At 52.5% G+C, this 23214-nt stretch carries 18 protein-coding genes, 3 tRNA genes and 1 riboswitch; of the genes, 17 read left to right on the top strand and 4 right to left on the bottom strand.

The annotated features are described in order from the left end of the window. Nucleotides 1–19 precede the first annotated feature (19 nt). The 5 genes from ACR0QW_RS00725 (at nucleotide 20) to ACR0QW_RS00745 (ending at nucleotide 4869) form a co-directional block, all read left to right on the top strand. Entirely contained in the window at nucleotides 20–2845 is a 2826-nt protein-coding gene (locus ACR0QW_RS00725) for a zinc-ribbon domain-containing protein (protein ID WP_432641840.1), read from the top strand. A 19-nt stretch (nucleotides 2846–2864) separates the two neighbouring features. Then, a complete protein-coding gene (locus tag ACR0QW_RS00730) occupies nucleotides 2865–3236 on the top strand; it encodes a hypothetical protein (protein WP_432641811.1) in 372 nt (123 codons plus the stop codon). Nucleotides 3237–3297: 61 nt separating this feature from the next. Further along, a complete protein-coding gene (locus ACR0QW_RS00735) occupies nucleotides 3298–3738 on the top strand; it encodes a universal stress protein (protein WP_432641812.1) in 441 nt (146 codons plus the stop codon). A gap of 222 nt (nucleotides 3739–3960) precedes the next feature. Further along, nucleotides 3961–4398, top strand: a complete 438-nt coding sequence (locus ACR0QW_RS00740) for a universal stress protein (RefSeq protein WP_432641813.1) — start codon at nucleotides 3961–3963, stop codon at nucleotides 4396–4398. A 36-nt stretch (nucleotides 4399–4434) separates the two neighbouring features. Further along, entirely contained in the window at nucleotides 4435–4869 is a 435-nt protein-coding gene (locus tag ACR0QW_RS00745) for a universal stress protein (RefSeq protein ID WP_432641814.1), read from the top strand. A 47-nt stretch (nucleotides 4870–4916) separates the two neighbouring features. Here ACR0QW_RS00745 and ACR0QW_RS00750 read toward each other — a convergent pair whose 3' ends face one another. Continuing rightward, nucleotides 4917–6455 carry a Na+/H+ antiporter NhaC family protein gene (locus tag ACR0QW_RS00750; protein WP_432641815.1) on the bottom strand — a complete coding sequence of 513 codons (1539 nt, stop codon included), beginning with the start codon at nucleotides 6453–6455 and terminating at the stop codon, nucleotides 4917–4919. A gap of 163 nt (nucleotides 6456–6618) precedes the next feature. On the opposite strand from ACR0QW_RS00750, the gene ACR0QW_RS00755 reads away from it, so the two are divergent. Then, entirely contained in the window at nucleotides 6619–8154 is a 1536-nt protein-coding gene (locus ACR0QW_RS00755) for an alanine/glycine:cation symporter family protein (RefSeq protein WP_432641816.1), read from the top strand. 50 nt (nucleotides 8155–8204) lie between these two features. Here the strand turns inward: ACR0QW_RS00755 and ACR0QW_RS00760 are convergent, their stop codons facing one another. Then, complete coding sequence (locus tag ACR0QW_RS00760; protein WP_432641817.1) at nucleotides 8205–9398, bottom strand: PLP-dependent aminotransferase family protein; 1194 nt, start codon at nucleotides 9396–9398, stop codon at nucleotides 8205–8207. A 238-nt stretch (nucleotides 9399–9636) separates the two neighbouring features. On the opposite strand from ACR0QW_RS00760, the gene polA reads away from it, so the two are divergent. The 9 genes from polA (at nucleotide 9637) to ACR0QW_RS00805 (ending at nucleotide 16906) form a co-directional block, all read left to right on the top strand. After that, on the top strand, nucleotides 9637–12258 hold the full coding sequence (polA, locus tag ACR0QW_RS00765) for a DNA polymerase I (protein ID WP_432641818.1): 2622 nt from the start codon (nucleotides 9637–9639) through the stop codon (nucleotides 12256–12258). A gap of 12 nt (nucleotides 12259–12270) precedes the next feature. Continuing rightward, nucleotides 12271–13092 (top strand): bifunctional DNA-formamidopyrimidine glycosylase/DNA-(apurinic or apyrimidinic site) lyase, encoded by an 822-nt coding sequence (gene mutM / locus ACR0QW_RS00770; RefSeq protein ID WP_432641819.1) that lies wholly within the window; start codon nucleotides 12271–12273, stop codon nucleotides 13090–13092. A gap of 13 nt (nucleotides 13093–13105) precedes the next feature. Continuing rightward, entirely contained in the window at nucleotides 13106–13690 is a 585-nt protein-coding gene (gene coaE / locus ACR0QW_RS00775) for a dephospho-CoA kinase (RefSeq protein WP_432641820.1), read from the top strand. A gap of 116 nt (nucleotides 13691–13806) precedes the next feature. After that, nucleotides 13807–14409: a lytic transglycosylase domain-containing protein gene (locus tag ACR0QW_RS00780; protein ID WP_432641821.1), complete on the top strand. Its 603-nt coding sequence runs from the start codon at nucleotides 13807–13809 to the stop codon at nucleotides 14407–14409. A 65-nt stretch (nucleotides 14410–14474) separates the two neighbouring features. Beyond that, nucleotides 14475–14561 (top strand) — tRNA-Leu (locus ACR0QW_RS00785). Between the two features lie 33 nt (nucleotides 14562–14594). Then, nucleotides 14595–14680, top strand: a tRNA-Leu gene (locus tag ACR0QW_RS00790). A gap of 48 nt (nucleotides 14681–14728) precedes the next feature. Then, nucleotides 14729–14815, top strand: a tRNA-Leu gene (locus ACR0QW_RS00795). Between the two features lie 212 nt (nucleotides 14816–15027). Next, nucleotides 15028–15579, top strand: a complete 552-nt coding sequence (locus ACR0QW_RS00800) for a TetR/AcrR family transcriptional regulator (protein WP_432641822.1) — start codon at nucleotides 15028–15030, stop codon at nucleotides 15577–15579. A 1-nt stretch (nucleotide 15580) separates the two neighbouring features. Then, complete coding sequence (locus ACR0QW_RS00805; RefSeq protein ID WP_432641823.1) at nucleotides 15581–16906, top strand: MATE family efflux transporter; 1326 nt, start codon at nucleotides 15581–15583, stop codon at nucleotides 16904–16906. A gap of 11 nt (nucleotides 16907–16917) precedes the next feature. Here ACR0QW_RS00805 and ACR0QW_RS00810 read toward each other — a convergent pair whose 3' ends face one another. Next, a complete protein-coding gene (locus tag ACR0QW_RS00810) occupies nucleotides 16918–17910 on the bottom strand; it encodes a helix-turn-helix transcriptional regulator (protein WP_432641825.1) in 993 nt (330 codons plus the stop codon). Between the two features lie 206 nt (nucleotides 17911–18116). On the opposite strand from ACR0QW_RS00810, the gene ACR0QW_RS00815 reads away from it, so the two are divergent. Further along, nucleotides 18117–19538: a glucose-6-phosphate isomerase gene (locus ACR0QW_RS00815; RefSeq protein ID WP_432641826.1), complete on the top strand. Its 1422-nt coding sequence runs from the start codon at nucleotides 18117–18119 to the stop codon at nucleotides 19536–19538. Nucleotides 19539–19965: 427 nt separating this feature from the next. Next, nucleotides 19966–20042, top strand: a riboswitch (cyclic di-GMP riboswitch). A gap of 97 nt (nucleotides 20043–20139) precedes the next feature. After that, entirely contained in the window at nucleotides 20140–21819 is a 1680-nt protein-coding gene (locus tag ACR0QW_RS00820; protein ID WP_432641827.1) for a sensor domain-containing diguanylate cyclase, read from the top strand. Between the two features lie 597 nt (nucleotides 21820–22416). On the opposite strand, the gene ACR0QW_RS00825 is transcribed toward ACR0QW_RS00820, so the two are convergent. Beyond that, entirely contained in the window at nucleotides 22417–23202 is a 786-nt protein-coding gene (locus tag ACR0QW_RS00825; RefSeq protein ID WP_432641828.1) for a transglycosylase domain-containing protein, read from the bottom strand. Nucleotides 23203–23214 lie beyond the last annotated feature (12 nt).

The following is a 23214-nucleotide window of genomic DNA, read 5'->3' on the forward strand; positions in this document are numbered from 1 at the left end:
GGGATATCCTGTGTTTTGTATGAATTGTGGAACCAAATTGCCGGATAATGCTAAATTCTGTTTCAACTGCGGAGCGAAAATGCCGGAAATGCCAGGAAATGCACCGACGGCTCCGGTACCGACCAAGCCTGCACCGTCAGCCGCCGAAAATTCACAGCTGGATGAGCCAGAAGTGGAGAGCAGACATTTCACTATTTTGGGACAGTATGAGGTCAATCTGCCCTGGGCTACAGCCCTGCAGAACCAGCTTTGGAAGCCGTTCAATGCAGAAGGGACAAAAGCGGCTTTCAGCGTAAAATATCGAGTCCAGGATCTGATCAGGGACAAGGGCGTGGAAGACCCGGTAGATTTTTCTTCCCAACTGCTGGATGTCTGCATTTCGGTCTGCGATCCCCTGTTTGAACATGCAGTGGATCTGCTGAATGAGTATGGAATCGATTATGTGGCAAAAGATGACTTATGGGAAAAATTATCCCCCAATGTGGCGGCAACGGAGCTGATGCAGGCCTGGCAGGAGGATAAAGAAGCCATTGCACAGTATAGAGATTCCCTGGTACAGGAAAAACAGGCTGACAAGGCGAACTGGCAGGGCGGCGGTTTCGGCGTCACCGGGGCAATCAAGGGGGCTATCGAGGCCAGGATGCTGAATTCTGTCCAGGATGCTTTCAGTTCTCTGGGACGCACCATTACGGGCAATACGTATTCGGGCCGACTGAAACGTTTCATCGCCGACCGTGGCAGCAAACGGGATTACCCGGAAATGGCCTGTGATTTCATCGACCAGATCTGCCGTCTTGATCTGTTCAATGAGGTCTGGCATATCCTGAACGAAAATGGGAAAATGCCGGAATGCGAGTATGAAACGGAGAAAGCACGCAGCAAACAGAAAAACCTGGTGGAACGATATGCGGCTCATAAAATCACCCGGGAACAGCTGATGGAAGGTTTTTGTGAATGTCTGGAAATTACCGGAGATGCAAACGACGTCTATCAGAATCTGCTGATTGTATCCCCTGATGCCGGACCGGATGTATTCCGGATGGCAGAAGCGGATGGGGGAGCTTTGGCACTGGCACTCTGGGTCTGGAACCGGTATCAGAACCAGGATAAGGTACGGAGCTTCCAGTTCCCGGACTGGGTCCCCGCCAATATCCGGAAGGTATTCTATCCGGTCATCCAGCCGGATATGTTGCTGGCACTGTTCATCCAGCTGCGAGATATGCCGGAGCACTTCTCTCCGGAAACCGGACGGACAGCGGTTGCACTGACAGCGGGGACGTATACTCTCCCGGACTTTATTGAGCATGTCGAGCTCTGGGGTATGGATCCCCAGGTGGAAGTGACCTGGGACGGAGCCAGAACCAGGGACTGGTCCGCACAGGATGTCCATTTCCATCTGGTGGGTTTTCAACGGGATGCAAAGGAATGGGCTGACCAGCAGAAGAAAATTGACCTGCAGCAGGCACGGGAAGCTATGGCCGCCGGCGACCAGGAAACGGCTTTGGAAGCTTTTAGCAGGGCTCAGGAATGGGGAAGCGCTGAGGCGGCATACCAGGCCGGGCTGCTCTATCAGCAGCAGGGGAATCTGGAAGCTGCGGAATGGGCTTTTGCAGAAGGGGCTGTCCTGGGCAGTGGCGACGCTGCCTGGCAGCAGGTGCTGTTGTTGAAACAGATGAATAACGGGAAGCAGAGCCCTGTCTATTTAAAAATGGCTGCAGAAGCCGGGAAAAAGCTGGAGGCGCAGGGAAAATACGAAGAAGCCATTCGCTGGTACGAAAAAGAAGCAGCCGAGAAGGACGGTACTGCCTGTCTTTATCTAGGACGGCTGGCGGAAAACGGTAAAGGCATGGAAAAGAATGAAGCCAAAGCCTTGGAATGGTACGAAAAGGCCCTGGATTACGGCTGTGTTGAAGCAAAAGAAGCGCTGCTCGAATTGTCCTGCCGGAAGGCGGAAAGCGCAAAAGCGAAGGCCGGGAGCGCAACTGGAGAAGAGGCCCTGCAGGCAAGGATGGAAGCTCTGGAGGATTACCGGAAGGCATGGAAACAGGGTCGGGCAGAGGCTGCCGATTCCATGATTGCTCTGGAGCTGGAGCAGGGCAAAGCGTACTGTGAAGCCCGGCAGGAAGAGAAAGCCCTTCCCCTGTACGAAGAAGCAGTGGAGCTGGGGAGTACGGACGCCATTCTGGAGGCAGGAAGGCTTTGCGGGAATCCGGGCCTGAAGACCTACAATTTCCCGGCTGCCAGACGCTGGTACCAGAAGGCCATCCAGGAGGCCTCACAGCCGGAATCTGTCCGGAAAGAATGGGATGTCTGCAAGGCAAAGGTACCGCTGCCTGATCGGGTAGCCTGTCTGGTGGCTGCAATCCCCCTGGAAATCAATGATACATTTTACTATGGAATTGGCAAGCTGGACGGCCCTCTGGAAAACGCAATGAAGGCTTATGGCAATGCAGAGGGCGTCGATGCCAGCCAGGTTGTCCTGCTCTGTGATGCTTCTCATTCTTTCCTGTGGGGAAAGGGAAAGACGGGACTCCTGATCACCAGGGACGGGATGTTGTACAGTTCCCGGGGCCTGCGGGTTTCTCTGGGGATACTGCCTCCTCTGATCTATGATGAAAATGCGCAGCTGGTGGAACCGGACTCCGGCACTGTTGTGTTGAAATTCTTCAATCAGGACAAGGATGATAAGGCTTTCTGCGACCTGCTGAACGAAATCGTCCTGGTTTCCAAAGCAGCGCAGGAACAGGAGCCGCCCGCAGGTGGAAACGCCCATTGTCCCCAATGCGGTGCTCTGGTAAAGCCCGGGAGTAAGTTCTGCGGCCAATGTGGCTGTCAATTACAATAATATCCAAACGAGGTCTGCTATGGAATTTTTTATTTTCGTACTGTTATTGTCCGTCATTTCTTTCTGCGTGGTCATCCTTTGCTATGGCCTGGCACTGAAATTCTTCCACGGGTCCAAGGTGGCCCAGTGGATCATCACCCCTCTGGCCGTGGTGGGGTGGAACTTCCTGGTGATTACCGCTGGCGGCATTGCCCGGCCCATACTGGGAACCCTGCCCATTGTGGCCGTGGCAGGTATGCTCCTCTATGCCAAATTCAAGTACAGCGAGCCAGCGCCCACTCCTATGGAACTGGCCAGAAAGCAGAACGGACAGAAAATGAAATCCCATAAGGCGATCCAGAAGCACCCCAAGCGGGAAACAGGACGCAATTCAAAAAAATCGAAAAAATAAGAAGGGATTTCCCCCTCTGAAAGCGAATACATTCTATAAAGGAATATGGAGGAGGGATGATATGATGTTCCAAAAAATCTTAGTACCGGTGGATGGGTCCGAAACTTCCTGGAAGGCCCTGGAAACTGCCAGGTCCCTGGCTGAAAAGTACGAAGGCAGCTTGATTGTGACCAATGTGATGGTTCCATATGGGGCAGGCAATCTGCTGCAGATGTCCCTGGACCAGACCCTGATCGACCAGAATAACGCAGCCATGAAGAAGGCTGGTTATGCGACTTTGGATCTGGCCAAGGAAAAACTGGCCGGATACAAGGGAGAAGCAGAATATAAAGAAGCAATCGGCAACCCGGCCGAACAGATCCTGGAGCTGTGCAATGCTGAAAAGTGTGATACCATTGTCATTGGCAGCCGGGGCTTGAGCGGCGTGGAAGAATTTCTGCTGGGCAGCGTCAGCAGCAAGGTTTCCCAATATGCAAAAGTGCCGGTGGTAGTAGTGAAATAGCGGAAGAAGAGGCTGTGAAGGAATCGTTCACAGCCTCTTCTTATCTCTGGTTTCCAGATTCCGGCTGAAGGAATTCTTTCTGCGGGCATTTGTCTGGGGGAAAAAGCTGTCCAGTAAACGAATTAAAATTTTTTTTTATTCACAGCAGGAATTTACATTCTCTTGTCGAATACTATCAATAAGAATCAGAATACTGTAAAGTATCCCCTTGGAGGTGGTTGTATGTTTGAGAAAATCTTAGTACCGGTGGATGGGTCTGAAACGTCCTGGCGGGCTCTGGCAGAAGCCCGGGAACTGGCAGAAGCATTTAAAGGCGAACTGCTGGTGATCAACGTAATCCAGCCCTATAATAATTCAGCCATGTTGGTGGTGCCTCTGGATCAGGCAACCATCAACCAGGGCAACAACGAATTGACCAAAATCGGCAATAGCGTGCTGGATACTGCACGGGAAAAGCTGAAGGATTTCAAGGGCAAGAAGGATTTTGATCTGGAAGTGGGTCATCCTTCTGAACGGGTGCTGGCTGTCTGCAAGGAAAAGAAATGCACGGCCATCGTCATCGGCAGCCGGGGCCTGAGCGGCATTGCGGAATTCTTCCTGGGCAGTGTGAGCAGCAAGGTTTCCCAATACGCCGATGTCCCTGTACTGATCGTAAAATAACAGAGAGCGGATCCCTGGAAGCAAGGAGGAGAGCTTATGATCAACAAAATTTTGGTACCAGTGGATGGATCGAAGATTGCACTGCGGGCATTGGAATTTGCCATGGAAATCGGACGCAAATTTGCTTCCCAGATCCTGGTGGTCAACATTGATGTGCCCTACGATTTGAGCCGCATCAAACCTCCTCACAAGGACAAAAACGGCAACGTCATCCCGCCGGAAGTGACGGTGCCCACGCCAATCGAAGAAGCCAAGAAGGTGGCTGAGAAAGTTTCCTATACTGCCATCAGTTTCAAGAAAGTGGTGGACATCGACCCGGCTGAACGGATCTGCGCCGAAGCAGAAAAGGACGATGTAGACCTGATTGTCATGGGGAACCGGGGCATGGGTGTGCTGGCCGGGTTCTTCCTGGGCAGCGTCAGCACAAAAGTATCCCAGAGTGCCCATTGCCCGGTGACCATTGTAAAATAAGCAATCTTCTACCCGCCAAAAAAGGTGCCGCAACCGCGGCACCTTTTTTATTTCGTTAGTCTTGCTCTCGCCCGTTTGTGCAGTATCCAAAGGGCTCCCAGCAGCAGGATGATACCGCTGAGCAGAGTCAGGATCGCACTGCCGCCACTGAAACCGGCCACCAGATAGCTGACGAAACAGCAGGACGCTGCCAGGCATGCATAGGGAATCTGGGTACTCACATGCTGCATGTGGCTGCACCCGGCTCCGGAAGATGACAGGATGGTGGTGTCCGAAATGGGGGAGCAGTGGTCTCCGAATACAGAACCCGCCAGGGTAGCGGACAGGGTCACCGTCATGATTGCCGGCGTGGCACTCTGGCAGATGAATACGACGATGGGAATGAACAGCCCGAAGGTCCCCCAGGCTGTTCCGATGGAGAAGGAAAGGCCGGCGGCTACCAGGAATACGATGGCTGGCAGCAGTTCCATGGGCAGGTGGCTGGTCTGTACCAGCATGCCGATGTATTGGCCGGTGCCCAGGTATTTCTGGCACAGGGTGCCGATGGTCCAGGCCAGGGTCAGGATGATGTAGGCGGGTACCATGGTGTTGATGCCGGTGCCGATACTGTCCATGAACTGCCGGAATGTGAGCAGTTTCCGGGGCAGGAACAGGATGAAGGCTACGATCAGAGCCCAGAAGCTGCCCAGTACCAGGGAAGCCGAAGAGTTGCTGGCGCCGATGGCTTCCTGGAAGGTCAGGCCCTTTTCCCAGTAACCGCCGGTGTACAGCATGGCCAGGATGGTGAACACAATCAGGGCGCCGATGGGGATGAGCAGGTCCCATACCGTTCCTTTGCCGGTGGCAGCAGATTCGTCTTTTTCGAATTTCTTTTCAAGGGAGCCCAGTTCTCCTTTGTTTTCCGCTTTGAATTCGGCATCCGCCATGGGCCCGAATTCCAGGTCGCTGAAAGAAAGGATCAGTACCATCAGGATGCTCAGGATGGCATACATATTGTAGGGGATGGTGGCCAGGAACGCAGCCATTTCGTTGGGAAAGGCTCCTGTTTCATACAGAGTGGAGCCCACTGCTGCAGCCCAGCTGGAAACCGGAGCGATGATGCATACCGGGGCGGCGGTGGTATCGATGATGTAGGCCAGCTTGGCCCGGGACACTTTGTACTTATCTGTCACCGGTTTCATGACGGTGCCCACCGTGAGACAGTTGAAATAGTCATCGATGAAGATCAGCACGCCCAGCACGCTGGTTGCCAGTTCTGCGGCCCGTTTGCTCCTGATCTTCCGGGTGGCCCACTGGCCGTAGGCCTGGGAACCTCCGGCCTTGTTCACCACGGCTACCAGGGATCCCAGGAGGGCCAGGAACAGGATGATGTTGAATTTATCCGGGGTACCCACAGTCTTGGCCATGATTTCGAATGCCGAAAGGCTCATGGACACCAGACCGCCGCCGGAGGCCGCTGCATAGATCAGGCCGCCGGACAGGATACCCAGCATCAGAGAGGAAATGACTTCTTTGGTCAGCAGTGCCAGGGAAATGGCAATGATGGGTGGGAGGAGGGAAAGGATTCCTACGTCTACAGGTTGCATAATATTCTCCTTTATGATGTGCAGTTGTGTTGGACAAACACTTAAAAATCTGTATTATTTTATCATATTTTGTGAGGGAATTCACAACTTCTCTACAGTTTCTTGAAAAAATCCTGTACTATGTTATAGTAATGTCATAGAAAATCGAATGGGGGAGATGTGTATGGAAAATTTGTTTGCCTGGATCAACTCGGTCCTGCAGTTCGTGGGCCCATTGTCCGACTTCTTCTGGGACGTTCCTGCCATGTTCGGATGGTATAAAAATATCCCTCTTCTGGGAAGTTTTTCTTTTGCCATTATCGTGCTGGTGGGTTCGGGAATTTATTTTTCCCTGCGGCTCCATTTCATTCAATTGACGCATATGAAGCAGGCCATCCATATCCTGGCCCATCGGCGCAGTGCTGAAACGGGGATTTCGCCGCTGGCAGCCTTCATGCTCAGTTCCGCCATGCGGGTGGGCCCCGGGAATATCCTGGGGGTCACCGGTGCCATTTCTGTGGGCGGCCCTGGGGCGCTGTTCTGGATGTGGATTTCCGCCTTCTTTGGCATGGCTACCGCTTTTGTGGAAGCCACTCTGGCTCAGATTTTCAAGGAAAAACGGAAGGGAGAATTCGTAGGCGGTCTACCCTTCTACGGCCGGACGCTGCTTCATGGAAGCAAAAATGCAGGGATTTTCCTTTCCCTGCTGTATATTTTCTATGCCCTGGGCTGTCTGCCTGCCCAGGGGTTCAATGTGGTTTCCTCCGTTGGAGCCATGGGTTCCATGCTGAGCGGGGCTGAAATCCCTACCAAATCCGCTTTCTACTTCGGGACCGCTGCGGTGGTACTGATTAGCACTGCCATCCTGTCTTTCGGAGGCATCAGGAAAGTAACGAAGATTACCAACACCATGGTACCGGTGATGGCCGTGGTGTACGTGGTCACGACTATTTTGCTGATCGTGGCCAATGTGGATGCAGTACCTTTCTTCTTCAAGGCTGTGTTCGAAGGTGCCTTCAGGCCCGAAGCTTTCTTTGGCGGCGTGTTCGGTACTGTCCTGGTCCAGGGCGTGAAACGGGGGCTTATGAGCAACGAAGCCGGGCAGGGGACCATTACCATGTCCGCAGCGTCCGCTGATGATCATCATCCCTGCGAACAGGGCCTGCTGTCCGCTGCCGGGGTGTTCCTGGATACCCATATCATCTGCACCATGACCGGGTTCATCATCATCATGGCCCACAGCTGGCAGCAGCAGCCAGCTGCCTGGAAAGCTGCCGGAAAACTTCCCAAGTATCTGATGGCTGTTACCACCCTGACCCATACGCCCGGCCTGAACCTGCTGGTGACTTTGGCCCTGACCCTGTGCTTCTGCCTGTTCGCCTATACCTGCCTCATCGGCATGATCTCCTTTTCAGAAATCGCTTCTGCCCGGCTGAGCACCAATCCCAAAGTCATCGTCATCGTCCGGTGCCTGTGTCTGGCAGTGGCCACCTTCGGCGTACTGGTGAACATCGCCGGGTATGATCTGGGCAATCTGTGGGCCTTCTCCGACCTGGCCAATATCATTATGGTATACTGCAACATTCCGCTTCTGTACAAAGGATTTCAGTACGTGCTGAAGGCGAAAGAACACTTCGTCAGCGAAAGCACGGAACCTTTCGATAGCCAGAAGGTACTGGGCATCGATACGCCCTGCTGGCCGAAAAAGAAACAGGCATAAAAAAGACAGGCTGTGGAAAATGTTTTTTCACAGCCTGTCTTTTTGTTATCTTATTTTCCTTCTTTGATTTCCTTCAGCGCTTCAGCCATCCGTTTGACTCCTTCCACGATCCGGTCATCCGGCATGTTGGAGTAGTTGATGCGCATATGGCGGTCGTTCTTGGCGATGGGGTAGAAGAATTCGCCCAGCACCCCGGCCACATTCTTTTCGATGCATTTGTCAAATACTTTCCGGGCGCTGACGCCTTCCGGGAAGGTCAGCCACAGGAACAGGCCACCTTCCGGATGGGTCCAGGTGGTACCGTCCGTAAAGGTTTCCTTCATGGTGTTCAGCAGCAGATCCCGACGATGTTTGTACAGTTTGTTGATTTCCCGTACATGTTCATCCAGGCTGAATTCATCCATGTACCGGTCGATGATGGCCTGGTCGAAAGCGGAGGTATGCAGGTCAGCGCTTTGCTTTACCTTCACAAATTCCCTGATGATCGTTGTGGGAGCAGCCAGCCAGCCGATACGCAGACCCGGGCAGAAGGTCTTGGAGAAAGTCCCCATGGCCATGACCAGATCCCTGGTATCCATGCTCTGCAGGCTGGGCAGAGTTTCTCCTTCATACCGCAGTTCTCCGTAGGGGTTGTCTTCCAGCACAGGGATTTCATATTTGTTGACGACTTCCATGAACTGTTTCCGCCGTTCCAGGCTCCAGCAGATGCCGGTGGGGTTCTGGAAATCCGGGATCACGTAGATCAGTTTGACGTTCGGCGTAGTGGCCAGAATCTTGTCCAGTTCTTCCGGGATCATGCCTTTTTCATCGGTGGGAACTTCCTTGAATTCAGGCTGGTAGGCTTTGAAAGCATTGATGGCGGCCAGGTAGGTGGGGCTTTCCATCAGCACCACATCCCCCTTGTCCAAAAAAATCTTCCCGGCCATATCCAGGTTCTGCTGGGAACCGGTGGTGATCAGGATGTTGTCCATCGTCAGGTGCGTCTTGTAGTTGCGGTTGCTGCGGGCAGCAATCTTGGCCCGCAGGGTGGGACGGCCTTCCGTCGTAGCGTATTGCAGGACCTTCCGGCCTTCTGCTGCGCAGACTTCTGTACACACCTTGCTGATTTCATCCACCGGGAACAGCTCCGGTGCCGGCAGTCCGCCGGCAAAAGAAATCACTTCCGGGCGCTGGGTCACTTTCAGGATTTCCCGTACAGCTGAAGCCTGCATTCCGGACATCCGTTCTGCCAATTTGTATTCCATAAAAAAACCTCCCCAATTTCCCCGCAGAAGAGTCCTTTGCAGGGGTAAAAATCTGTCTAGATAAATGCTATCACCGGGTACGGAAACCCGTCAAGCACAGAAATTTCTGAGCGCGTATACAGAATACAATGACCTTTTAAGTGTTTCATTTGGTACAAAAACATTGTTTCCATATGTATGGTATAATAGTAAGAAATTGAAACACAGAAGCGCAATCTGAAACCAAGGATGGTGTATCATGAGTGAGAAATTCCTTCTGATTGACGGCAGCAGCCTGCTCCATCGGGCTTTCTTCGCCCTGCCGCCGCTGACCAACAAAGCGGGCGTCAATACCGGCGCTGTGTACGGCCTGTGCAACATGCTGCTGAAGCTGCTCCAGGAGATCCAGCCCAAGTATATGCTGGTGGCATTCGATAAATCCCGGAAAAGCTTCCGGACTGAAAAATTTGCCGAGTACAAGGGACAGCGGAAAGCCACGCCCCCGGAACTGAAAGAACAGTTCCCCCTGTCCATCGAACTGCTCCAGACCATGGGCATTCCCACTCTGGAGCTGGATAATTATGAAGCCGATGACATCATCGGTACTCTTTCTGCCGCTGCACCTGCTGATGTGGATGTGAAAATCGTCACTGGCGACCGGGATGAATTCCAGCTGATCAAGAGCAATGTGCAGGTGCTGTTTACCAAAAAGGGCATCTCCAACATCGCCGTGTACGATGAAAAAGCCTTCAGGGAAGAATACCAGGGGCTGGTGCCGAAACAGATCATCGACCTGAAGGGGCTCATGGGGGATACCAGCGACAATATCCCCGGGGTGCCCGGCGTAGGCCCCAAGACGGCCATGAAGCTGATCACTGCCTACCAGACTGTGGAAAATGTGCTGGACCATGCAGGCGAAGTAAAGGGCAAATCCCTCCAGGAAAAGCTGAAGACCTATAAGGAACAGTCCCTGCTGTCCAAAGACCTGGCCACCATCTGCCTGGAAGTGCCCATCGACAGGGCGTTGTCCGCTTATCCTCTCACCGGTCTTACGGCGGAAAGCCGCAGGATGATGCAGGAACTCCAGTTCAAGAATCTGTGGGACCGGTTCGTACCGGTGCTGGGTCTGGCGGAAGGTACAGAAGCTTCCGGATCCGATGATCCCATGGCCCTGTTCGGCGCTCCGGCTGCCGCGGAAACCTGGGAAACAGTGGACATCACCGATAATGCCCAGGCGGACAAGCTGCTGCAGGACATCTGGAATAAGGAACAGCCGGTGGCCCTGGCGTATACCACCAGCGGTCTTCTGCCCGGACTGGAACTGGATTCTGTGGATCTGGCCCTTGACGGCAAACACTACCATTTCCAGCCGGCCCTGGCTGGGAAGGCCATGCTGCTGGAAATGCTGGCTGATGCAGGAATCTCCAAAGTCATTGCCAGCCCCAAGGAACTGTACAAATATATGCTGGGGCAGAAAAGCATGCTCCGGGGTGTCACCGATGATCCGGCCTTGGCCGGCTATCTGTACGAACCGGGTGCCACCAGCTACAGCCTGACCAATTTGGGAGAAGAATTCCTGTCTGCAGCCAGCGGGGAAGGAGCCCAGGATACGGCGGCGCTGGGGCCGGTGCTCCGGAAAAAACTGGAAGAGCGGGGACTTACCGATCTGTATGAAAACATCGAACTGCCTCTGACCGAAAATCTGGCTGAGATGGAATTCAATGGAATCACCGTCGATCAGGCTATGCTGGATGAAGTCACGGACGAAATGAAGAAGAAGGTAAGTGCATTGGAACAGCAGGCCTGGGAACAGGGTGGAGAAGAGTTCAACTTGAATTCTCCCAAACAGCTGGGAGTGCTGCTGTTCGAAAAGCTGGGCCTGCCCATTATCAAGAAGACCAAGACCGGCTATTCCACGGACGTATCCGTGCTGGAAGCCCTTCAGGGCGAGCATCCCATCATCGAGACCCTGATCGCCTATCGTCAGCTGTCCAAGCTGCTGTCTACATACCTGTTGGGACTCCATCCTCTGATCAATCCCAACACCGGCCGCATCCACACCCATTTCAACCAGATGGCCACGGTTACCGGCCGGTTGTCCAGTACCGAACCAAACCTGCAGAACATCCCGACCCGGACGGAAGTGGGCAGGCGCATGCGGGAAATGTTCGTGCCTGGCGAGGGGTACGATCTTTTGATGAGCTGTGACTATTCCCAGGTGGAACTGCGGGTCATGGCCAGCATCGCCCAGGACGAGCTGCTGCTGGATTCCTTCCGGCACGGCCAGGATGTCCATGCCCGGACGGCCTCTGAAATTTTCGGGGTGCCTCTGGACCAGGTGACCCATTACATGCGCAGCAAGGCCAAGACTGTGAACTTCGGCATCATCTATGGCATCAGTGATTTCGGTCTGGCAAAGCAGCTGGGAGTTCCCCGCAGCGAAGCTGCCCAATATATTGAAAGCTATTTCGCCCGGTATACCGGTGTGAAGGCCTATATGGAACGGGAGAAGCAGAAAGCACGGGAACTGGGCTATGTAGAAACTTTATTTGGCCGGCGCCGGTATCTGCCGGATATCAAGGCCAGGAACTTCAACCGGCGCAGCTTTGCAGAACGCACCGCCATCAATACCCCTATCCAGGGTACGGCGGCGGACATCATCAAGATTGCTATGCTGAAAGTGGCCCAAAAACTAAAGGAAGCCGGGGTGAAGAGCCGGGTGCTGCTCCAGGTCCATGATGAACTGGTGCTGGAAGTGCCCGAAGAAGAAAAAGATCAGGTGGCGCAGATCGTCAAGACCACCATGGAACAGGCTGTGCCCCTGGAAGTGCCTCTGGTGGCGGATGTAGCTGTGGGCGAGAATTGGGCGAAAGCCAAATAGGAGGAGATTGTCATGCCGGAACTGCCGGAAGTGGAACAGGTACGTATCAGCCTGGCGCCCCATGTAGTGGGGCGGAAATTCACCGGGGTGCGGGTGGATGTACCCAAGATGGTACGTCATCCCGACGTGGAGAAATTCCGGAAGGCCCTGCTCGGTCGGGAAATCACCGGAGTGGGGCGCCGGGGCAAATACCTGCGGCTGGAACTGGACAACGGGAACTGGCTGCTGGTCCATCTGCGGATGACCGGGGCGCTGCTGGCAGTGAAGAAAGAGCTGCCGGAACCCCGGTTTACCCATCTGGTGTTCCAGCTGGACGGGCCGGAGAACCTGTATTTTACCGACATCCGGAAATTTGGGGTGGTGGCCCTGATCAATGGGGATGGGTACCAGGATAAGGGGTATACCTCCCTGGGACCGGAGCCTCTGGATGCCGAACTGACGCCCCTGTACCTGAGGGAAAAGGCACGGGGCCGGAGTACCATGCTGAAGGTATTCCTGCTGGACCAGAGCATCATCGCCGGGCTGGGGAATATCTATGCAGATGAGACCCTGTTTGCGGCCGGGGTGCGGCCTACCCGCCGGGTGAACCGGATCACCCGGAAAGAGTGGGAAACTCTGACGCTGGCCATGAAAGCGGTGATCACCCAGGGGCTGCAGCACCATGGCACTACCTTCCGCAACTACCAGGATGCAGACGGGCACATGGGGGACAACAGCCGTTACCTGCAGGTGTATCATCGGAAGGGACAGCCCTGCCTGCGCTGCGGTACCCTGCTGAAACAGATCAAAGTGGGAGGCCGGGGCAGTGTGTACTGTCCCCGCTGCCAGAAATAAGAAAGAAGGAAACATGATGACCGTCATCGGGCTTACCGGGGGTATCGCCTCGGGCAAGAGCACTGTCAGTGCATATTTAAAGGAAAAGGGCATTCCCGTGTTCGACGCGGATGCTACTGCCTGGGAAGTGGAAAAAGCCGGGCAGCCCTGCCTGCGGCAGCTGGTAGAGGCCTTCGGGGAAGGAATCCTGACTTCCGGAGGGGAGCTGGACCGGAGCAGGATGGCCCAGCTGGCTTTCCATGATCCCAAAGTGCTGCAGCAGCTGAACGCCATTGTCCACAAAGCAGTGACGGAGAAACGGGATGCGTTTTTGCGGGCCCACGCCGGAGACAGGCTGGTGGTACTGGATGCACCTCTGCTGCTGGAGTGTGGCTGGGAAAAGAAAGCGGACACGGTGTGGCTGGTGGACATCGACCCGGAAGAGCAGATCAGGCGGGCTATGAAACGGTCCGGCATGACCAGGCAGGAAGTGGTGGACCGGATCCGCAAACAGATGTCCCTCACCGAAAAAAGAAAGAAAGCCGATACAATCATCGACAACAGCGGCACCCTGGAAGAGTTGTACAGGAAGGTAGAGGAGGCACTGACGAGGGTGTAAGCTCTGAACTCCATTGGACTTCCAACGCACTATTTGATATGATATAAAGATAAAAAGAATTCTTTGCCCGGAGTCTTTCGCTCCTGGATCTTGTCTTCTATATATTGTGAGGGATTGTGTTGGAACGTAAAAGAAAAACGAAACGGCCTGGCTGTCTGCCGGTGGTACTGGTGTTCATCCTGCTATTGGTGGCCGGTTACTTTGGATGGAAATCCGATACGGCTCAGCGGCGTTTCGTGTACAACTGGCCTTACGCTCGGGAAATCCATCTGTACAGTGCCCAATATCGGGTAGATCCTTTCCTGGCTGTGGCTGTCATCAAAAACGAAAGCAACTTCAAACCGGAGGCCAAATCCAAGACCGGGGCCCTGGGGCTGATGCAGATCATGCCCGAGACCGGGGCCTGGATCGCCAAATGCACCGATTTTCCCAATTTTCGGGATAACCTTCTGCTGAAACCGGAGCTGAACATCAAATTCGGCTGCTGGTACCTGGCTGAACTGGAAAACGAATTCCAGAACAACGAAATCCTGATGCTGGCTGCCTATAATGCCGGCCGTGGAACCGTGAAAGAGTGGATGAAGGACTATGGATGGGGTTACGATTTCAGTGATATTTCCCAGATTCCTTTCAGCGATACCCGGATCTATGTGCAGAAGGTTTTGAACGACCGGAACAACTACCAAAATCTTTATAAAAAAACTTTAAAAAACTATTGACGGAAATCCCAATAAGTGATATTATATCTTTGTTGCCGACAGAGGAAACAAAGAAAAATTAAAAAGCGGGCATGGCGGAATTGGCAGACGCGCTAGCTTCAGGAGCTAGTGGGGGCAACCCCGTGGAGGTTCAAGTCCTCTTGCCCGCACCAACTTTTCAAACCTCAGGAGTCACACACAACTTTGCGGTTGTGGCGGAAAGGCAGACGCGTCAGCTTGAGGGGCTGGTGAGGGAAACCTCATGCGGGTTCAAGTCCCGCCAACCGCACCAACTCATTCTTGAAACGTGAAAGCGTGTCGGACAACAAAAATTACATATGCGGGCATGGCGGAATTGGCAGACGCGCTAGCTTCAGGAGCTAGTGGGGGCAACCCCGTGGAGGTTCAAGTCCTCTTGCCCGCACCATTCAAATATTCGGAGCATATTGCAAAAGCAATATGCTCTTTTTGGTTCTATAATAAATGTTGGGTCTTGTGGATATTCTGTTCACAGGACCCTTTGTTGCTGCCAGAAGTGAAAAGACCTTTTTGGCGGCAAAAGGCTTGACAAACCAAAGCAAAAGAATAAAATAAATTTTGTTATTAATAAACAAGTTTATTGAAAGAAGCGAATGAACAATGCCTGCAAAAAAACAAATCACAAAAGAAATGATTCTTGATGCAGCCCTCCAGATACTGATGGAACACGGCATCAAAGCAGTCAATGTAAAAAGCGTTGCTGCCAAGTTGCACTGTTCCACCCAGCCAATCTATCTGTCCTTTGATAACATGGATGCTTTACGTCAGGAACTGGTTCCGGCTGCTGTGGACAAGTTTACGGAGCTGATGCGGCAGGAGTGCGGTGCAGAACCGGTACATCTGTATGGCATCGAGTATGTCCGCTTTGCCAGACAGCAGCCGGAGCTGTTCTGTTTTCTGTTTATGCGTCCACAGGCGTTTTCAGAAATGAAACATGTGCTCTGCCCTATTATCGAACAATCTGTCACCGTATTGATGGAACAATACTACATTGATCATGACGCAGCGGACGAACTGTACGATCAGCTCTGGATTCACGCGCATGGCATTGCAACCATGATCACCACAAAGTACTGCGATTGGGATATGGATAAGGCAGAGCGGATGCTGGACCGTTGCCAGAAGGCGCTTACAAAAGGATACGAGGCGTGAAATGTTTTCTAATAAGGATTTGAGGAACCTGATCTTCCCGCTGTTCATTGAACAGTTCCTTTTGATGTTCGTGGGAATCGCAGATACTTTTGTGGTCAGTTTTTCCAGTGAAGCAGATGTTTCCGGTGTATCGCTGGTAACCTCTTTCAACACGGTGATGATTTTCCTGTTCACTGCTCTTTCGGCAGGTGGTGCTGTCATCATCAGCCAATACATCGGCAGTGCAAACCCGAAAATGGCTTCCAGAGCATCCGGACAGCTGCTGACGATTTCCACCCTGATTTCTGTCATACTGACAGCGTTGATCCTGCTGCTGCGGGCACCGCTCCTGCGGCTTCTCTTTGGCCGGATCGAACCGCATGTCATGGCAGCTTGTGAATCGTACTTGTTCATTACTACGCTGTCACTCCCGGCACTGGCTGTTTATGATGCTGGTGCAGCCCTTTGCCGCAGCATCGGAAAGACCAATGTGACCATGTACATCTCCTTTGTTACGAATATCATCAATGTCATCGGTAACTATATTGGCGTCTTTGGAATGGGTCTGGGAGCTGCTGGTGTGGCATGGCCGTCTTTGATCTCACGGACACTTTCCGCCATAGCCGTGACTGCATTCTGCTTTCAGAAGAAAAATGCGGTGCGGTATCATGGAGCGGACATTTTGGCTTGGGATGGCCGTACCCAGAAGAAAATCCTTGGTATCGCTCTCCCCAACGGTCTGGAAAACGGTGTGCATCAGCTGGTTAAGGTTGCTCTGTCCAGCATGGTTGCTCTGTTCGGCACCTACCAGATAGCTGCAAACGGTGTTGCACAGAGCATCTGGTCACTGGCTTCTATCATGGGACTGGCCATGGCTCCGGTGTATACTACGGTCATTGGGCAGTGTATGGGCGCACGGGATATTGATGCCGCTAATTTCTATTTCAAAAAGCTGGACCGCATCACACTGGTGCTTTCCGTTTTGTGGAATGTCTTTGTCTTTGCCCTGACACCGCTGATCGTGCGGTACTCCGCAATCTCCCCCGAAGCAAAATCGCTGGTTATCTGGCTGGTGCTCATCAATAACATCTTCAACGGACTGGCCTATCCCTTCGCCGGGAGCCTTGGCAATGGCCTGCGGGCAGCGGGTGACGTAACCTTTACCATGGTGGTTTCTGTTTCACTGACCATCGGGGCACGGCTGCTTTTTTCGGCCCTGTTCGGCCTGTATCTCGGCTGGGGTGTCATCGGCGTTGCCATCGGTATGAGCATGGACCTTGTGTTCCGTGGAGTGATTTTCATTTGGCGTTATCAATCGCAGAAGTGGACGCAGTTCCAGCTGATCTGACCTCGCCCTGGTTACTCATACTCTTTCAGCAGTCTCAGTCCTGCTTCCCGCATCCGGTCCCGCACCCACTGAGGGCCTGTGATTTCCACTCCTTCACCCAGGGCCATGATCCACCCCAGAAACTGGTCGCTCACTTCCACCGGGATAGTGGTAGCCACAGCTGTGGGACCTGCGGGGATCAGCATGATGTCTTTGCCGAACCGGTCGATGAAAATCCCGACTTTTTCATTGGATACCTTGATTTCCACCGGCGTCCGCTGTCCGTTGAACATGCCGAAATGGGTGTCGGCGTACCGGGCGATGTTCAGCTTCCGGAAGGCCGGGTGACCCTGTTGGGGCTGGTCCGGCAGCAGCTGCAGATTCTTGATCTTATCTACCCGGTAATGGCGGATCTCACGGCTGGGGGCATAGTAGGCCGCCAGATAATAATTCTCGTCCGATAAAATCATCAGCCAGGGACTCACCTGGAACCAGTTGCCTCCGTTCCGGGGCACCAGATTCTTCTGGGTATCCCATTTCATATAATGGAAGCGCACCTGGATATGCTGGTTGATGGCCTGGTGCAGTTTGTCCACGGTAGGGTACACGCTGCGGTTCATGGTCTTTACCCGGCCGGTCAGTACGACCTGGCGTTTCAGGCTGTCGGCCTGGTCATCACTGACCAGCTGTCCCAGTTTATCGATGAGCTCCTTGGATTTCTTGTCGGAAATGAAACGGGCCGCCTGCACAGAATCCACCAGCAGCTTCAGTTCGGGCAGTTTGAAGGTCCGGTTTCCCAGATGGTATACGCAGCCCCGGCCGCAGTTGGAGTTGATGATGTCCAGACCATAGTGCCGCAGCTCCTGGAAATCGGCATACAGGGTCTTCCGGTCAGCATTGACGCCTCTGGCCTGCAGTTTGTCCATGATTTCCGCAAGACTCAGGCAATGGTCATCGTCCGTTTCCTTTTCAAAGATATCCTTCAGATACAGCATTTTCAGTTTCTGGTTGAGCCCTTTTGTCATGATGATGGCCTCCTTGGCAGTTCCTTCCGTTTTGTAACTTTTTCATCTTTTTTTCCGTCCTGCCCACAGGAAAAACAATTGCAGGGGTGCTTTCTGTTGCACGGACAGGGAGAACATGATACTATAAAAATTATACTATGAGATTATTATAGGATAAACAGCGAATCGATTGCAAAAAAATGGGAACAAAAGGAGTATGACCTGCCATGAAGCAAAAAATCACATTGCCTTCCGGCTTTTCTTTTGATGGAACCAATATGTTGGGTGAAGGCCGGATCACAGAGCAGGAATTGCACCAGCTGGCACCTCGTATCGCCCAGGCCGCAGCGGCCGTGGATGAGATCCGCCGCACCGGAAAGGCCAAAAACCATTTGTCCAAGGATGGGAAACCAGAACCTGTCTATTTTCCCCGGCTTCCCTATCTCGGAGACCATTTTCCCAATACGCCCGGACTGCTGGAGGAATTGAAGGCATTCGGGGAATCCGTACGTCAGAACCAGGATGTGGTGATTTTCTGCGGCGTGGGCGGTTCCTACCTGGGCGGAAAAGTGCTGTACGACTGCGCCAACAGTGAATTCTGGCCCCGTCGGTCTGGTCAGGGACCTTCTATTTTTTTCACCGGCAACAATGTGGATTCGGAAGATATGATCGAAATCCAGGAATGGCTGGAAGCCCTGGCCCAAAATAAAAGTCCGCTGAAGGTACTCCTGGTGCCCATTTCCAAATCCGGCACCACTATGGAGCCCACTACAGCATTCCTGTATTTCTATGAATATCTGTCCAGGCGGTCCGACCGGTTTGAGGTCTGTGGGGCCGTGGTTACGGACAAGTTGCTGGAAAGAGGGCCCCTGAACCGCATCGCCCGGAAATTCAACTGGCCCGTGTTCGACGTGCCCGTGGGCATTGGCGGACGGTTCAGCGTGCTGTCCACTCCCGGACTGGTGGTGGGGGCCGTGCTGGGCATGGATCTGCCGGAACTGCTCCGGGGCGCCCGGGATATGGACGAGGCCTGCAGGTCTGCGGATATCAGGACCAATCCGGCCCTGTTCAACGCCACTCTGAAATATGTGGCCGCCGCTGATCATGGCGCTACCATCGAAATAATCATGCCCTACGCCATGCGGCTGAAGGGCCTTGGTGAATGGTATGTGCAGCTGCTGGCGGAATCCCTGGGCAAACGGAACAACAGGGAAGGGAAGACCGTATTCTATGGCCGTACCCCGGTGGCAGCTGTCGGCACCACGGATATGCACGCCCAGACCCAGATGCACCAGGAGGGACGCCGGGACAAGGTGGTGCAGTTCCTGTTCGTGGAAAGCTGGAAGGGAAAGCTGACCATCCATAATCCCTTCCCGGAAATCACCGAATACCAGGGTTATGAAGGACTGGATGCGGCCGATGCCCTGCAGGCCGCCATGGAAGCCAACGAAGAGGCACTGAGCAGCGACAACCGGCTGAACGCCCTGTATACTCTGCCTGAGCTTAACGAATATACACTGGGCCAGCTGTTCTACTTCCTGATGCTCAGCATCACCTACGAAGGAGAACTGGCTGATGTGGATGCCTACGATCAGCCTGGCGTGGAGATTTACAAGCGGATCATGAAGGAGAAACTGAAAAAGAAATAAGTCAGTTGCCGATGGTGAAAATTACCATCGGCAATTTTTCGAAAGAGAAAACAGTCAGGCCACAGAAGGGCACTACCCACTAACCACTGAAAATAAAAGGGGCTGTAACTGCGGAGTTGTTCCGCATTATAAATCATGCGGTCATTCCCTGTCCTGCCAAGATGTCTGCCCTGCACACATTCCCATTGAAGAGCTGCTGGCGTACAGCAATGCCATTGCTGTTTGGCATAAAACGTAATGGATGCCATACATGATGTTTCTTTTATGAGTTGGCGATTCGTACTGTAATACAAATAAGTAGTGTACTATATATAAAAAATGCCTGTAAATTAGTGAAATTCTTGCGATTGTCAACAGTATATGCTTATGTATCTATAATATCATTTTTATAAGGATAGACAAATAAATATTTATATCTTATAATGAAGGTACAATTCAGCAAACCTGGAGAAATCCAGCAATGCAAAACTATCAGGGCCTATCATATGGCAGCCAGTTGCACCGGATAAAACATTGTACAACTTCATTATATCTAAAAACAGTAGCTGTTCACGAGGGCAAACAGGTGCTGTTTTTTTTACTTGCGCGGAAAGATTTCACTATGAAAAAACGAAAGAAACGAATATGGAGCCTGCAAAATAAATTTGTCCTGATTATTACGGGAACGACACTTATCTTAACGTTATTTTTAGGCTTCTTGAATCTGCAAACTGTCAATCACACCTCCAGTACCATTGCCAGAATGAGCTTGAACTGGCAAGCCCAGCGGGCGGCAGAACCGCTGCAGGCTGCCTTGACGTATTCCAGCAATATTCTGCTTACCATGTCTCACGCGTTAGAAGATAATGTGCAAGATTCAAACACCCTCAAGGATGCCAGCTTCCGTCACGAACTCAAGCAGCATCTGGCACATCAATTTGCGCTGACGGCTGACGCATCTTCTACTATTTATGGCTTTTTTATTTTGTTTAATCCGGCCATAGCCGGTCAAGACGGTTTTTGGTATACGCGGAATCCGGAAACAAATCAGTATACCCTCCATTCTCTGGCAGAAACCCAAAAATTCTTTTATGACACAGACTATTGGAACTCCTGGTTCAGCAAGGCCTTGTCACAGCAAAAGCCGTATTGGCGAGATCCCTACATTTCTCCGATGGACGGCATTCGGAAGATTGCCTATATCGTGCCGGTCTACTCTCAGGGAAAACTTATCGCAGTCATGGGATTCAGCATTCGGATGCAGCTGCTGATCGATAAAATCGAACTGAACAGCCTATATGACAACAGTTATGCCGTGTTGTTTTCTGACGATGGTAAGCTATATTACCACCCTGACTACCCCAATGGTAATTTTTCCTCGGACTTGGGAGATTTTGGCTTGGATCCCTACGCAAAGACGCTGAAAGGGCGGGATTCCAACGACTATCTTCTCTCCTATTATTACAAAAAAGAACCGCGAAAGATGGCCTTTAAGACACTATACAACGGCATGAATTTCGGTGTACCCGCACCGGAAACATCCCTGTATGCCGAACGGACCCGCACGATGATATTCATGGCTTTCTTGATATTCTGCTTCGTACTGATTGTCACAAGTATTGCCATCGTCTTAGCCAACCAAATCGCCGTCCCGCTAAAGGCGATTGATGCGGCAGCCAAGCGAATCGGCGAAGGAAGCTACGATCAGCCGCTGCCCATTACCCACAATGATGAGCTGGGCGAATTGTCCCAAAACATGAACCGGACCATGGGCAAAATGAAAACCATGGTGCAGCAACTGGAAACGTTGGCACTCGAAGACAAATTGACCAAAGTAGGAAACAATACGGCGTATGAACAGCAAGTCACGGAAATCAATCAGCGTATGGCAGCGCGAGATCCCAACCTCGTTTTCAGCGTGCTGATGATAGACGTAAATGGCATGAAAGGCATCAACGACCAGTTTGGCCATACCATGGGCAACGAACTGCTCCGCCACACCGTCCAGTTCATTCGCACGACCTATGCGTACAGCCCTATCTTCCGCATCGGCGGCGATGAATTTCTTGTCTTGGTAACGGGTAAAGATTATCAAAACCGCTTTGCGCTGTTAGAGAAGCTGACTCCTTACAGCCAAAAACGAAACTATCAGCAAGAGCGTCCTTGGGAACAACTGGCATTTGCCGTCGGCATGAGCGATTACCTCCCAGAAACGGATACGACTTACCAGGAAATCTTTCTCCGCGCCGATGCCGCTATGTACCAAAACAAAAAATCCGTTGAAGGAAAAAACATGCGCTGACCTATAAAGTTAGATTTAACGTTCCTGACATCTGCTTTGCCGGCAGATATCTGCATGGCCAGTATAAGCATGCGATACCCAAAACGACCAGCAAGTTATCTTCATCGAATTACTTGCTGGTCGTTTTTTAATGCTATGTGTTAGGGTACTGCTGCTATAGATAGGTTTTGCAAAATCTGGGCAATATCTGCATTGATGCAAATGGAACGCTCCTCGATTTCCGGCGGACAGGCAGCCTGTCCCTGATTGATGCAGGCATACACTGCATGGGAAATTTTCGCTGTCATGCGCCAAAAAGGGTACTTAATAATGACGGGGTTGTAACATAATAACCTCATCAAAAAAACGGGTTCAATATTAAGAAGATACCAGAGCCGCCGAGCTAATAATAGACTGCAAAACACTATTTAGAAAAAGAAAAAACGCATACGGTAGCCTGCTAAAAAAGAGAAAAACAGCAAGGCTTATTAAAGTGCGCCTAAAAACTATAGCTGGTAATTTTTCAGAAAAATAAAAAATGTCAGCTGCTACTTTAATTATAGGAAGAAAGGGGCTGCAACAAAATGGGCGAAAATGCTCATTTTGTTGCAGCCCCTTTTATTTTCCGATTCTTAATGGCTCCGATGTGGCTTCTTCCAATTGGGTGTCGGTGATCATCTGCTGTTCGTACATGCGCTGGAGCACCAGATTCCGGCGCTTTTTGGCGCCCCGCCAGTTGTTGTAGGGGTTCAGGGCTGTGGGAGCATAGGGCAGCCCGGCCAGCATGGCCGCCTGGGGCAGGGACAGGTCTTTGGGCTTTTTGCCGAAATATACGTCACTGGCCTGCTTTACCCCTGTGGCTCCGGCCCCCAGAAAGGTGGTATTCAGGTACATCTCCAGAATCTCTTCCTTGCTGCACCGGGCCTCCACAAGGAACGCCAGTCCCATTTCCGCCATCTTCCGGCCCATGGTCTGGTCTGAGGTCAGCAGCAGGTTCTTCACCAGCTGTTGGGTGATGGTGCTGCCTCCTTCTACCACTTCGTCCTTCTGGATGTTTACCAGGGTGGCCCGGATGATGCCGTCAGGGTCCACTCCGTGGTGGGAGTAGAACCTCTTATCTTCCACCGCTACCTGGGCCCTGGGCAGCCAGGGGGAGATTTCCGCAAGGGGAATCCAGTCTTCCCGGGGAATCCGCTGCCGGGCAAAGGTACGGACGTTCCAGGCCTTGTAGACCAGCTGCAGAGGTGCAGGCAGGGAACCTGCGGCACCGGAGAGGCCTGCGGGGGTCCGGGCAACGACGGGCGCCGGTCCCCCGCCCGCCTTTTCATGGATGGTGGACGGCCGGGTCATGTAAAAACAAAGCGCTCCGGCCAGCAGCACCAGAATCACCAGAAGTTTCCGCACTCCCATCACCCC

Origin of the sequence: Acidaminococcus sp., assembly GCF_050873445.1 — a bacterium.
GTDB lineage: Bacteria > Bacillota > Negativicutes > Acidaminococcales > Acidaminococcaceae > Acidaminococcus.